Raw genomic sequence first — 13,080 nt, 5'->3', positions numbered from 1 at the left:
GAGGCTACCTCGGGCAGCCGCCACGATGCTCGATGACCTGGTTGATGCCGCACAGCGGTAGCCATACCGCTGCTCCCAGATAGGATTCGGCGAGCGTCACACCGATCTGCTGTCGAACATGCTTCGCGCACGCATTGCGACTCTGATGTCGCGCCTACGTCTGCCTCACGCACATGTTCCGGTCGTGGGCGATGCACGGCGGGTAGTCCGGTCTTGGGAACAGCGGCCGCAGCACTGCCGGCGGCCGGAACGGGGTCCAGGTGCCGAGCGGCTGCGCCAGCCGGTCCGCGATGGCCCAGACCGTGGCCGGGTGGTGGCCGTAGCCGATGTGACTGCTGAGCACCGCAATGTTCTCCGCACGCTCCGATGGCGTGTCGATGCACGTTTGCCAGGCGACCATGCCGTCGTAGCGCGAGTAGATCGAGGTCGCCGGCACCAGGAGGGGTTCGGTTTCGGACGCCAGGGGTAAGCTGTGCCGCTCAGCATGTAGGGGCGCAAAGAGGTTGAAATGGCTTCCGGCGCGGGATTGGGCGTGGTCTTGCATCCGATATGGGCTGCCAAGGGTGATGACCTGACGCACCGCCGACGGATGACGGCGAGCGAGCGCCCGCGCGAAAATGCCGCCCAGGCTCCAGCCGATCAGGCTGACCGGGGTGTTGTATCGGGCGTGCAGCTCCTCGAGGCGGGCGTCCATCCCCGCCACCGCTTTGGCGGTGGGGCCGATATTGAGGCCAAGTCGCCAACCATGCACCCGATACCCGAGGCGACGCAACAGGCGGCGCAGGGTCCAGGTAGAGCCGTCGCCGGCCAGCAGGCCGGGCAGCACCAGCACCGGATGCCCGTCGCCGACCGGTAGCGCCCGCCGCAGCGGCAGCACGGAGACCAACTGGCCGTACTCGGCCACCGCACGCGGGATGTCGGTGAGATAGAGAGCCATTCTGGGCGCGATTGCGGACGCGACCGCAGGGGCGACCCCCGGGCGGTCCACGCGGTCCACAACTGCGGCTACAGACATGAGTCAGTCCTCCTCGTCCCAGATCTTCATAAGGGTAGCGAGAATCTCCTCGCCGCGGCCCAATCCGGCGAGATGACTTTCACCAGGCAAGTGAAACAGCTCGGCGTCGGGCAACCGGGAAACGACATGCTCACCGTGGGAGAACGGGATGATGTGGTCGTGGTCTCCGTGCCACCAGCGAACTGGGACTTTCACCTCTTCGAGGCGGAATCCCCAATCGCGAGCAAACAAGGTCACATCGTTGAACGGCGCGGCCAGCTGCTTGCGGCTGCCATTGAGCAAATCATCGAGAAACATCGCCTTGAGCTCGGGCCGGGCCAGCAGGTGCCGGTCAGCCTCGGGTGAGAGCAGGCCGTACACGTCGAGCGCCGGCGAGGCGATCGGGCGGGCCGCCCGAATCAGCAGGCTGGCGGCGAGCCGCAGCGGGCTGCCGCCCACTCGCAGCAGCGGCGCGACCCACACTCCGAGGCTCATCAAACCGCCGCTGATCGCATCGACGCCACGCGTGGGGGCCACGCCACCCAGGACACCGGCCGCCACCACCCGGTCGGGAAGCCCGGCCGCGCACGCGAGGGTGTACGGACCGCCGCCGGACAGCCCCACGACGGCCATCTTGCCTATTCCGAGTGTGTCCGCGATGGTCCGCAGGTCGTCAGCGAAGGCGGAGATGGTCTCGTACTGATGTGGTGTCGACGAGCCGATTCCGGGCCGGTCGACGCCGATCAGACGGATGTTGTGGTGTTCGGCGTAGACGCGGGCTTCGGTCGGGATCTGACGGCGGGCACCCGGGGTGCCATGCAGCCAGAAGACCGCGCGCCCCTGGGGGGCGCCGAACTCGGCGAAGCCGATCTGTCGGTCCTCGCCGACGGCGATGTTTCCCTCGAGTTTCGGACGGGCAATAGCGACGACCATGCCGGAGAGCTTCGCATGCGGAGACGCCATGATGCACCTTTTGGCACCGCGCGGGACCGTGTCGTGCGGGTCTTATGGTGCTGACGTGAAGGGGCAGCGGCCGCGACCGTAACGCCACGGCGAAAATCGGCGCGGAATTTCGCAGTGGCGTTACGCTCGCGCTGGACCGGAAGGGTAACCCGACGTGGAGCCCGGCGACGGGTCCCGTCATGCGGGCATCCCGATGGCCTTCGGCTCCATGTACTGGTGCAGGCCGGCGATCCCACCGCCCTCCCGACCGAACCCGCTCAGCTTGAAGCCGCCGAACGGCGCGTCACCGGGACCGCAGCCGTTGACCGCGATCTGGCCGGTACGGATGCGCCGGGCGACGCCGACGGCGCGGTCCACGTCGGCGCCCCACACGGCGCCGGAGAGTCCGTACCGGGAGTTGTTCGCGATGGCTATCGCGTCGTCGTCGTCACGGTAGCGCAACACCGTCAACACCGGCCCGAACACCTCCTCCTGGGCGATCGTCGAATCCGGGTCGACGCCGGTGAGAATCGTCGGTTCGAAGTAGAAGCCGACATCCAAGCCGGCCGGGCGACCACCACCGGTCACCAGCTTCGCTCCATCATTGAGCGCGCCCGCGACGTGCGCCGCAACACGCGCTAGCTGCGCCGCGCTGATCAGCGGCCCCATTTGCGCGTCCGGATCGGCGGGGTCGCCGACCTTCACGGCACGGGCCAGCGCGCCGAGCCGGTCGACGACCTCGTCGTGCTTGGAATCGGGCAGCAGCAGCCGGCTGTGCAGGATGCAGGCCTGCCCGGCGTGCAGTGAGCAGCAATCGAACAGCACCTGCCGCAGCATGTCGTCGGTCACTTGCGCGTCGTCGAGGACGATGCTTGCCGACTTCCCGCCGCATTCCAGCAGGATCCGCTTCATGGTGTGGCCGGCGGCGGACATGACCTCGCAGCCGACGGCCGAGCTGCCGGTGAAGCTGACCATGTCGATGCGCGGATCGGTGGTGAGCAGCTTGGCGGCCTCGACGGTCGACGGCGTGACGACGTTGACCACGCCGGGCGGGATGTCGGTGTGCGCGTCAATGATCCGGGCGAGCGCAAGCCCGGCGAGCGGCGTCAGCGGCGAGGGCTTGAGCACAACGGTGTTGCCCGCGGCCAGCGCGTTGGTCACCTTCATGACGTTCAGACAGTGCGGGAAGTTCCACGGCGTCAGGATCGACACGACGCCGAGCGGTTCGTGGCGCAGCACCGTCGTGCCGGCACCCATCCCGGCGAACGGCTCGTCGGTCAACGTCGCGGCGAGCTGGGCCGCGCGCGCGGACATGTATGCGGAGCTGTCGATTTGCATCACCCGCTCGTTCGCAACGCAGCCCCACTCCACCTGCGACAGTGCGAAGAACTCGTCCGCGCGCTCGCGCAACGCCTCGCCGAGCTGACTCAGGCAGCCGGCTCGCTCTTGCGGAGACATGGTGCCCCATGGCCCGTCATCAAAGGCCCGCCGCGCGGCCGCGATCGCCTCGCCGACCTGGCCGACGCTCGCGTCGGGCGCGGTGGCGATGGTCTCCTCGGTGGCCGGTGAGATGTCGTCGTAGCGGCCGTCCCTCGGCTCGACCCACCGCCCGTCGATGTAGAGCTGGTAATCGCCGACAAGCCCAACAAACCCCGCCATTTTCTTCCCGCCGCTTCGTCGGTCATCTAAACATCTGGTGTACACCCGTTGTATCCGCACGTCAATGACCAGCAGGGTGAATTCCAGGCTATTTCAATAGCTTTGTGGCCGTATTGACAGCGGTAACCGATTCGGAGTAGACACGATTCACAAGACAGATTGCGCTTATCTGTCGGATCGATCCCAGGTTCGGGGAGGCTCGCCCTGCACACCACCGCCTTCCCCCTGCATTCCCCCGATTTCTATACCGGTAACCCTTACCCGGTGTACCGGGAGCTGCGCGCGACGGCGCCGGTGTGCCGCAACGACGTCACCAACTTCTGGGCGCTGCTGAAGTACGAAGACATTCGCTTCGTGTCCAGCAACCCGGCCATGTTCTCCTCGGCCAAGGGCATCACCATTCCCGACCCGGCGCTGGCCAACCCGGTGCAACACGGCAGCCTCATCTTCACCGACCCACCGCGGCACCGGCAGCTGCGCAAGCTCATCAACTCGGGATTCACCCGCCGACGGGTGGCCATCCTGGAGCCGAAAATCCGCGAGATCGTGTGCGGGATCCTCGACGGCATCGACCCCGATTCCACGCACGAATTCGCCGAAGAGATCGCCGCTCCCCTGCCCACCCGCATCATCGCCGAGCTGCTCGGCGCCCCGCCCGACGACTGGGAGCAATTCCGGGCCTGGTCGGACGCGACCACCGGAACCGCCGACCCCGAAATCGAACTCGATACCTTCGCGGCGATCGGCCAGCTGCACAAGTACTTCCGAGGGCTGATCGCCGATCGGCGGGCGCAAGCGCGTGACGACATGCTGTCGATCCTGGTCAGCGCCGAGATCGACGGTCACCGGCTCACCGACGAGGAATTGGTCAACTTCGCCTTGCTGCTGCTGGTGGCGGGCAATGAGACCACCCGCAATCTGATCGCCCTGGGCACCCAGGCGCTGATCGAACACCCCGACCAGCTCCGCCTGCTGGTCGACGATCATGCCCTGATCCCCGGCGCCGTCGAGGAGATGTTGCGGTGGAACAGCCCGGTGGTCCACATGGCCCGCACCGCGACGACCGACGTCGACATTCGCGGTCAGCTGATCCGCGACGGTGACGTGGTGGTGATGCTCTACGGGTCGGCCAACCGAGACGAGGACATATTCGGTGGCGACTCTGAGGAATTCAAGGTCACCCGGCATCCCAACCCGCACATCGCATTCGGCTGCGGCGAGCATTCGTGCCTGGGCGCACAATTGGCGCGTCTGGAGGCATGCCTGCTGTTCGATGAGTTGTTACGTCGATTTCCGCGACTCGAGCTGGTCGGCGCGGTGGACCGAATGCGGGCCACCATGGTGCCCGGGGTCAAGCGGATGCCGGTGCGGCTAAGGTCCTGAGGGCCGAATGGGATGCGACCCGAGCACACGCGCGAGCAGAAGGAGCCTCCCGGTGACGGACCCACAGCCTCAGACCAAACTCCGGGCACTCGGCGGCCGGCCCAGTGGTGTAACGGTGTGCCCGCCAGCGGGCTGATCCTGGCGCCCGCCGACTGAGAGGAGCGTCATGCCCAAGCTCGCACCGCCGGCCTGCGCGATGACCCAGGCGGCTGCATCAACCCAGGGGACGGACACCCGCGACCTCATCGTCGAGTCCGCGTATGCGTGTTTCCGCAAACACGGACTGCAGAAGACGACGATCGTCGACATCGCCCGGGCGGCCAACGTGTCCCGGAGCACGATCTATGAGTACTTCCGGGACAAGGGCGCCATTCTCGAAGCCTGCGCCGAGCACGCTTCCGAGCGGTTCTACCGCGAGCTGTCCAAGGCCATGGACCGGGGCAGCTCACTGGAGGAAAAGCTAAGCAGGGCAGCGGTATTCGTGACCCAGGCACGACGGGCGATCGCCTCCGAAAAGTTCTTCGACGAAGAGGCGATCAGTCTGCTGCTCACCAAAGACGCCGGCGTGCTGTTGCGCGAATGCGTTGTCTTCTTCGCGCCCTATCTTTCCGCGGCCCGGCTCACCGGCGAGGTGCGCAATGATCTTGATGTCGAGGCCGCCGGCGAGTGGTTCGCGCGGATCTTGTTCTCGCTGTTCAGCACTCCGTCGTCGACCCTGAATATGGACGATCCCGTTGTCGTCGCCGAATTCGTGCGCGCGCACGTGGTGCGCGGGTTCGCCGGCGAGCGCCCGCGGCCGAGGCGGGGGGGCCAGGGTTGACGCCGGGCCGTTTCGCGGGCCAGACCGGCCTAGACACGGTCCTGCCCATTGCTGCCGAAGAACCTTCCACCGGACCCGCCGCGGCCCCCAGGCAGACTGGCACTGCCGAACCCGCCGTCGCCGCCGTTGCCAATGAATTGAGCGTTGCCGCCGTTGCCGCCGACGTTGCCGTTTGCGCCGGCACTGGTGCCGGAGTTGCCACCGTTGCCGCCGTTGCCGTACAGCAACCCGCCGTTGCCGCCGGGTCCGCCCGGGCCGGCGACGCTGTCGAGATCCGTGCCGGCCCCGCCGGGCCCGCCGTAACCGCCGTGACCGATCAGCCCCGAAGCGCCCCCGCTACCGCCGGCCCCGCCCGCGAGGGTAACGCCGTTGCCGCCCGGGCCGCCCGGGCCGCCGTTGCCGTAGAGCAGCCCGCCAAGCCCGCCCGGGCCACCGGGCGAGCCGGTCAGGCCCGCACCGCCGCGTCCGCCACCACCGCCGTGGCCGATCAGCCCGGCATCCCCGCCGATACCGGCGCTCCCGCCGGTGCCGGTCGGGAGATCGCCGCCGTTGCCGCCGGCCCCGCCATTGCCGTACAACAGCCCGCCGAATCCGCCGTTACCTGCGATGGCACCCGGGCCGCCGTTGCCGCCTTTACCGCCGTTTCCGATCAGCCCGGCGTTGCCGCCGTTGGTTCCGGACACCCCCGCGGTCGTGCTGGTATAGCCGGCCCCGCCGTTGCCATACAAATACCCGCCGTCGCCACCGGGCTGGCCCGGCATCGTCGCATCGGCGCCGTTGCCGATCAATGGTCGCCCGAAGAGCGTTTGCGTGGGCGCATTGATCACGTTGAGCGCACCTTGCTGCACCGCCTCGAGGGCAGAAGCGTTGGCAGCCTCAGCGCCGGCATACAACCCCGCACCGGCGGCCAGCGCCTGCACGAACTGGTGATGAAACGCTGCCGCCTGCGCGCCGAGCGCCTGGTAGGTCCGGGCGTGCGAGCCAAACAGCGCCGCGATCGCGATCGACACCTCGTCCTGGGCCGCCGCCAGCACCCCCGTAGTCGGTGCCATCGCGGCGGCGTTGGCCGCACCTATCGACGACCCGATACCCGCCAGATGCGAGGCCGCCGCCATCACCAGCTCCGGAAGAACGATCACAGATGACATCCGGCACCTCCCACAAGACCGCATCGTATCGCCGTCGGGGTAGGCGAATGAGCCTTTCCGTCGAAAGCCGTCCTATTCGGGATGCTCAGTGCCCTCGGTGGGCCAGCGCCCGCACAAAGAACGTCAGGTTGGCCGGGCGTTCGGCCAGCCGCCGCATGAAGTAGCCGTACCACTGGGTGCCGAACGGCACGTATACCCGCACGTGGTCGCCCGCGCCGGCCAGCCGCCGCTGCTCGTCGTCGCGGATGCCGTAGAGCATCTGGTATTCGAAATCGCCGTCGCCACGGCCTGATTCGCTGGCGATGAACGGAACCGCCGCGATCACCACCGGGTCGTGCGAGGCCACCATCGGATAGCCACGGCCCGCCATCAGCACGGCGAGGCACCGCAGGTACGCGTCGGTGACCTCGCCGCGGCGTCGGTAGGCCACCGACTTAGGTTCCTCGTAGGCGCCCTTGCACAAGCGAACCCGCGCGCCCACGGCGGCCAGCTCTTCGCAATCGCTTCGCGTGCGCCTCAAGTGGGCCTGCAAAACCGTGCCTAGCCAGGGGAAGTCGACGCGAAGGTCACCGGAGATCGACAAGGTCGAATCGGTGGTGGTGTGGTCTTCGGCGTCCACCGTGACCCAGGCGCCCACCTGCTCGGCCCGCGCGCAGATGCTGCGGGCGTTGTCCAGTGCGATCTTTTGCCCGTCCCGCTCGAGCGCCTGTCCGAGCGCCGAAAGCTTGAGGGACACCTCAAGCGGCCGTACGCCCTCGCGAGCCGTCTCGGCACGCCGGCCCAGCGCGTCGAGCAGCTGCAGGTACGTCCGCACAGTGGCGTCGGCGTCGTTTGCGTCGGTAACATTTTCCCCCAGGTAGTCGATGCTGACGAAGCGACCGGAATCCCGAAGCGCGGCAACGATGTCCAGCGCGCTCTCGATCGTCTCCCCCGGCACGAATCGGCGCACCACGCGGCGGGTGAGCGATGAGCGTTCGACGGTGCGGCGCAGCTGGTCGGCCCGGCCGGCCGCCAGCAACACCGGGCGCACGGTATGGGCGAACATTCCGGACATCAGTCGGCCGCCATGTGCGGGTAGGTGTGGTCGGTGGCCGCGACGAACGTCTCCTTGATGGTGCGCGCCGACGTCCAGCGCAGCAGGTTCAGCGGCGACCCGGCCTTGTCGTTGGTGCCCGACCTGCGCGAGCCCCCGAACGGTTGGCGCCCGACCACCGCCCCGGTCGGCTTGTCGTTGACGTAGAAGTTTCCCGCCGCGAACCGCAGCCGATCCTGCGCGGTCAGCACGGCCTCGCGGTCGTCGGCGATGACCGCGCCCGTCAGCGCGTAGCGGGATCCGGTGTCGACGACGTCGAGGATCCGCTCGTACTGCCCGTCGGGGTAGACATGCACCGACAGCAGCGGCCCGAAGTACTCGGTCGCGAAGGATTCGTCGGTCGGGTCGTCCGACAGCAACACGGTGGGGCGCACGAAATAGCCTTCGCTGTCGTCGTATTCGCCACCGACCGCGATGGTGACTCCCGCCGCGCCTTTCGCCCGTTCGATGGCATCGACGTTCTTGACGAAGGCCCGCTGGTCGATCAGCGCTCCGCCATAGTTGGACAGGTCGGTGATGTCGCCGTAGCGCAGCCCGGCGACCGTGCCCAGGAAGTCGTCTCCCATCTTCTGCCACACGGAGTGCGCGATGAAAGCCCGTGACGCCGCCGAGCACTTCTGGCCCTGGTAGTCGAAGGCCCCGCGAATCAGGGCCGTGCACAGCACATCCGGGCGCGCCGAGGCGTGCGCCACGACGAAGTCCTTGCCGCCGGTCTCGCCGACCAGACGCGGGTAGCTAAGGTAGCGACCGATGTTGGCGCCTACCTGTTGCCACAGGTGCTGAAATGTGGCCGTCGACCCGGTGAAGTGGATGCCAGCCAGCCGCGGATCGGTCAGTGCCACATCGGAAACCGCGAAGCCGTCGCCGGTGACCATGTTGATCACCCCAGGTGGCAGCCCTGCGGCCTCGAGCAGTTGCATGAGCAGATACGCCGACAGGGTCTGGGTGATCGACGGCTTCCACACCACCGTGTTGCCCATCAATGCCGGGGCCGTCGGAAGGTTGCCGGCGATCGAGGTGAAGTTGAACGGCGTGATCGCATAGACGAAACCGTCCAGCGGGCGGTAGTCGGTCCGGTTCCATTCCCCGCGAGCGCTGATCGGTTGCTGCGCCATGATTTGACGGGCAAATGCGACGTTGAAACGCCAGAAGTCGATCAGCTCGCAGGGTGCGTCGATCTCGGCCTGGTATGCGGACTTCGACTGGCCGAGCATCGTTGCGGCGGCGATTTTTTCCCGCCAGGGTCCGGCCAGCAGATCGGCCGCGCGCAGCAACACCGCGGCCCGCTCGTCGAAAGGCATTGCCGCCCAGTCATTTTTCGCGGCCATGGCCGCCGCGATGGCCGCCGCGGCGTCCGCGTGGTTGGCGTTGGTCAGGGTGCCCAGCTTGTTGGCGTGCCGGTGCGGCTGCACGACGTCGATCGGCTGGCCGTCGCCCATCCGGTGTCTGCCGCCGATGACGTGCGGGAGGTCGATCGGGTGGTCGGCCAGCGTATTCAGTTCGGCACGTAACCGGGTCCGTTCGGGGGATTGTGGCGCATAGTCGTGGACCGGCTCGTTGGCCGGCACCGGCACTTGGGTGATCGCGTCCATGCCTGTCAGGATCCCCGCCGCGAGGGCTCAACTGGTTGTCTGATCAGACAGCATTATGAGTATGTGCTAGTAGAATCGGACAATATGCGAGTAGCTGGCGTCGGGCTGGGCCAGCTGCTGCTCGCCCTGGACGCGACGATGGTCAGCCTGGTCGATGCCCCCCGGGGCCTGGACCTTCCGGTGGCATCGGCAGCGCTGATCGATTCCGACGACGTGCGGCTGGGACTGGCAACCGCGGCCGGCTCGGCGGATGTCTTCTTCCTGCTGGGCCTCACCGACGACGAGGCGCTGCGCTGGCTGGACGGGCGGGCGCCGGTGGCGATCTTCGTCAAGGAGCCATCGGACGCGCTGGTGGCCAAGGCGGTCGCGGCCGGATCGGCGGTCGTGGCCGTGGAGCCGCGGGCCCGCTGGGAGCGGCTCTATCGGTTGGTCAACCACGTCTTCGAGCATCACGGGGACCGCGCCGACCCGACAGATGACTCGGGCACCGATCTGTTCGGGCTGGCGCAATCCCTGGCCGACCGCATTCACGGCATGGTCAGCATCGAAGACGCCCAGTCGCATGTGCTCGCCTATTCGGCGTCCAACGACGAGGCCGACGAACTGCGGCGGTTGTCCATCCTGGGCCGCGCCGGTCCGCCCGAGCATCTGGAGTGGATCAGCCAGTGGGGCATCTTCGATGCGCTGCGGGCCAGCGACGAGGTGGTGCGCGTCGCCGAGCGCCCAGAGCTGGGTCTGCGTCCGCGGCTGGCGATCGGGATTCATCAGCCGCCGGTGGGGGCGCGGCGGCCGCCGGTGTTTTCCGGCGCCATCTGGGTGCAGCAAGGCTCCCAGCCGCTGGCCGACGACGCCGAGAAGATGTTGCGCGGCGCCGCGGTGCTGGCCGCCCGGATCATGTCGCGGCTGGCCGCCCGGCCGTCCACCCATACACGCCACGTGCAGCAGCTGCTGGGCCTGGCCGACGGCGACCCCGTGGACTTGGCGGTCATCGCACGGGATCTCGGCCTGGTCGCCGACGGGAACGCCGCGCTGATCGGGTTTGACGGTGCCGACCGTCAGGCACGGCTGGCGGATGTTTTGGCGTTGAGCGCCAGCTCTTTTCGCCGGGATGCTCAGGTTGCGTCGAACGGCTCGCGGACTTATGTGCTGCTGCCGCAGACCACTGCCAGCCGGCCGGTCACCTCGTGGGCCCGCGGCACGATCGGCGCGCTGCGCACCGAGCTGGGCCTGCAGCTGCGGGCCGTCATCGCCGCGCCCGTCGCGGGGCTGGCGGAGGTCGCCGCGGCACGCACCGAGGTCGACCGCGTGCTCGATAGCGCTGAGCGCCATCCGGTTTCGATCGGAGAGGTGACGTCGCTGGCCGAGGCGCGTACCACCGTCCTGCTCGACGAGATCGTCACGCTCGTCGGCGCCGATGCCCGGCTCGTCGACCCGCGGATACGTGACCTGCGCGCGCAGGATCCGGTGCTGGCCGAGACGCTGCGGGTGTACCTGGACAGCTTCGGCGACATCGGCGCCGCGGCCCGGCGGCTGCACGTGCACCCCAACACCGTGCGCTACCGGGTGCGGCGGATCGAGAAACTGCTGTCGGCGTCATTGGCCGATCCCGATGTGCGGCTGCTGTTTTCGTTGGGGCTGCGGGTGACCGAGGGTTCCGCGTAGGGCGTGGGGCGTGATTTCACATGGGTCACATGAGTACCGTCCGCCGACCATAAGGCGATCCACGAACCCGCTATCACCGGCGCTATCACAGGCAAGAATCGCCCAATAGTTGGTCAGGCGCGGCGCCTGCGCCACCCAGGGCCAAGCCGTGCGGCGCCGCGGCCCTGGGTTTCGTCAGCGTGGTGTCATACCAAACTGTCCAGCCCGCCGACCGAACCAAATGATGACTAGGCCCTCCAGCCGGGCGGCCCGATGAGCGATGAAGCTACGATGCGCCTCCGCCGCTTGTTGGCGAGCAACGCGCTCAGCGGGCAAGTGGTGCGAGGAGTTGTTTCACCTCCCGAGGTTTCGATACAGCTGTCAGACATATTCATCAACAGATATGAGCAGCGTGGACGCAGGAGTATTTAGGTCATCAATATATTGATGCCCTGGTCCTTTAATATCAATCAATGGTTCTATCATGTCGAGGATCTCTGCCAGTTTCACATCGTCGAATCGCCACACAACGGTTTGCGATCCTAATTCGATGTCAGCCGCGCCGCTTTGCCGCACTATTTGATGCTGAATTCCGTCAACTTCGAAAGTCGCTTGACCGTCTTCCCGTGCCGACCGCACTGCGGACTGAAAAATGCGAAGCCCATCCCGATCCGCAGCTGCCAGAACTGCATCGCTCCACTTGAAATCGGGAAAAAGATTGACACGAAAAACACTCATGGCCCCTCCTTCAAGTATGGGAGATCGCCTATGGGAACGTTACCCCATCTAGAATTTGGCGTATTGTGGGGATTGTAATCCCAATGCGGATAGTGCCACTTATCGCCGGGATAGTATCGCCATTCGCCACCGTTTTGGTCCCAGAGACTCTGGCCGCCGCGAGCCTGTTCGCTAGGGCGGCTGGCTCGCCCTACCCTCAGGGGCCCTTCGACAGGAGGGGTAATGCCGTCGGGAGGTAAACCTCGGCCCGGAGGTTCGCCGGCGGGATCGGGAGCGGGCGGCTCTTCTCCCTCTATCGGTATGCCCAAGTCCCTTAACCGGGCCCTAATCGCGGCCTGCCTCTCAAGGAGCGGGCCCCTATCGGCAATGCAGGCGTCGTATGCCGCCTGTTCGTTCGGCAAAACGAAGGTGCGCCCGCATCTCGCGCTGTAGCGAGCGATGTCGGCGTTGACGGCGTCCCATGCCGCGCGTGCCTGCGCTGCCGTCATGTCTTTGGGATCGACCGGCACGGGCGGGTCTTGTTTCCAGGTGTGGTTGTCGACCGCGTGGATGGCGCCCTTGCGGTTGTCCGTGGTGGTGGGCGCGGGTGTGGTGGCGCTGGTGTTGCCAAGCACGGGCCTCGCGAACTCGGTGACGGGCTGGCGCCATCGCGCGGGGGCCATGCCCGCCAACTGCGCGGCCCCGGCGTGCAGCTTGGTGGCGATGCTCGCATTGGCGCCCTGCAGCCGGGCGGCCCGATGAGCGATGAAGCTACGATGCGCCTCCGCCACTTGTAGGCGGGCAACCCGCTCAGCGGGCGAATGCCTCAAGCGAGTGTCGGTGACCGACAAATCCTCACCCACACCAAAACCGTCGATCTCGGCCTCAGCAATCGCCTCCAACGCCTCCCCGCGCGCCCCGCGCAGGGCCTCACCGCCCCGCTCGGCGACATCAGCCATCTGGTGCGCGTGGTCGACAGCGGAGATCACCGCCATCTTGTCGGCGTGAGCCATTCGGAAGGCCGATTCGGCGGCCTGCCCCTCCCATTCGGTCCCATTGGGGCTGCCCATTTGGTCGACGTAGGCGCTTGC

10 protein-coding genes and 1 pseudogene are annotated in these 13,080 nt (G+C 67.2%); 3 read left to right on the top strand and 8 right to left on the bottom strand.

Annotation, left to right across the window (positions count from 1 at the left end; all coding sequences use genetic code 11):
* Window positions 1–154: 154 nt before the first annotated feature.
* The 3 genes from G6N24_RS04050 to G6N24_RS04040 form a co-directional block, all read right to left on the bottom strand.
* The gene (locus tag G6N24_RS04050) at window positions 155–937 is read right to left on the bottom strand and encodes an esterase/lipase family protein (RefSeq protein WP_085162114.1); all 783 of its coding nucleotides are present in this window, start codon (window positions 935–937) and stop codon (window positions 155–157) included.
* 81 nt (window positions 938–1,018) lie between these two features.
* Window positions 1,019–1,927 carry an alpha/beta fold hydrolase gene (locus G6N24_RS04045; RefSeq protein ID WP_085162113.1) on the bottom strand — a complete coding sequence of 303 codons (909 nt, stop codon included), beginning with the start codon at window positions 1,925–1,927 and terminating at the stop codon, window positions 1,019–1,021.
* Window positions 1,928–2,134: 207 nt separating this feature from the next.
* Entirely contained in the window at window positions 2,135–3,595 is a 1,461-nt protein-coding gene (locus G6N24_RS04040; protein ID WP_085162112.1) for an aldehyde dehydrogenase family protein, read from the bottom strand.
* Between the two features lie 225 nt (window positions 3,596–3,820).
* Here G6N24_RS04040 and G6N24_RS04035 point away from each other — a divergent pair, with 225 nt between their 5' ends.
* Both G6N24_RS04035 and G6N24_RS04030 read left to right on the top strand, forming a co-directional pair.
* Window positions 3,821–4,978, top strand: a complete 1,158-nt coding sequence (locus G6N24_RS04035; protein WP_085162123.1) for a cytochrome P450 — start codon at window positions 3,821–3,823, stop codon at window positions 4,976–4,978.
* Window positions 4,979–5,174: 196 nt separating this feature from the next.
* Window positions 5,175–5,798, top strand: a complete 624-nt coding sequence (locus G6N24_RS04030; RefSeq protein ID WP_085162122.1) for a TetR/AcrR family transcriptional regulator — start codon at window positions 5,175–5,177, stop codon at window positions 5,796–5,798.
* 53 nt (window positions 5,799–5,851) lie between these two features.
* Here G6N24_RS04030 and G6N24_RS25280 read toward each other — a convergent pair.
* From G6N24_RS25280 to pruA, 3 genes and pseudogenes are all read right to left on the bottom strand, one after another.
* Window positions 5,852–6,946 (bottom strand): annotated as a pseudogene (locus G6N24_RS25280) (PE family protein); the annotation flags it as partial.
* Window positions 6,947–7,031: 85 nt separating this feature from the next.
* On the bottom strand, window positions 7,032–8,000 hold the full coding sequence (locus G6N24_RS04020; RefSeq protein WP_085162110.1) for a proline dehydrogenase family protein: 969 nt from the start codon (window positions 7,998–8,000) through the stop codon (window positions 7,032–7,034).
* Window positions 8,000–9,631, bottom strand: a complete 1,632-nt coding sequence (gene pruA, locus G6N24_RS04015) for an L-glutamate gamma-semialdehyde dehydrogenase (protein WP_085162109.1) — start codon at window positions 9,629–9,631, stop codon at window positions 8,000–8,002. The genes G6N24_RS04020 and pruA overlap by 1 nt, the downstream gene beginning before the upstream one ends.
* Before the next feature lie 84 nt (window positions 9,632–9,715).
* On the opposite strand from pruA, the gene G6N24_RS04010 reads away from it, so the two are divergent.
* Window positions 9,716–11,293 (top strand): PucR family transcriptional regulator, encoded by a 1,578-nt coding sequence (locus tag G6N24_RS04010; protein ID WP_085162108.1) that lies wholly within the window; start codon window positions 9,716–9,718, stop codon window positions 11,291–11,293.
* A gap of 360 nt (window positions 11,294–11,653) precedes the next feature.
* Here G6N24_RS04010 and G6N24_RS04005 read toward each other — a convergent pair whose 3' ends face one another.
* The gene (locus G6N24_RS04005; protein ID WP_085162107.1) at window positions 11,654–12,010 is read right to left on the bottom strand and encodes a hypothetical protein; all 357 of its coding nucleotides are present in this window, start codon (window positions 12,008–12,010) and stop codon (window positions 11,654–11,656) included.
* Window positions 12,007–12,984: a hypothetical protein gene (locus tag G6N24_RS24150; RefSeq protein ID WP_085162121.1), complete on the bottom strand. Its 978-nt coding sequence runs from the start codon at window positions 12,982–12,984 to the stop codon at window positions 12,007–12,009. Before G6N24_RS24150 ends, G6N24_RS04005 begins: the two co-directional genes overlap by 4 nt.
* Window positions 12,985–13,080: the final 96 nt, after the last annotated feature.

It is taken from the genome of Mycobacterium lacus (assembly GCF_010731535.1).
Taxonomy (GTDB): Bacteria; Actinomycetota; Actinomycetes; order Mycobacteriales; family Mycobacteriaceae; genus Mycobacterium; species Mycobacterium lacus.
The sequence above is the reverse complement of the archived record's forward strand: the minus strand, read 5'-3'. Positions and strand labels throughout refer to the sequence as shown.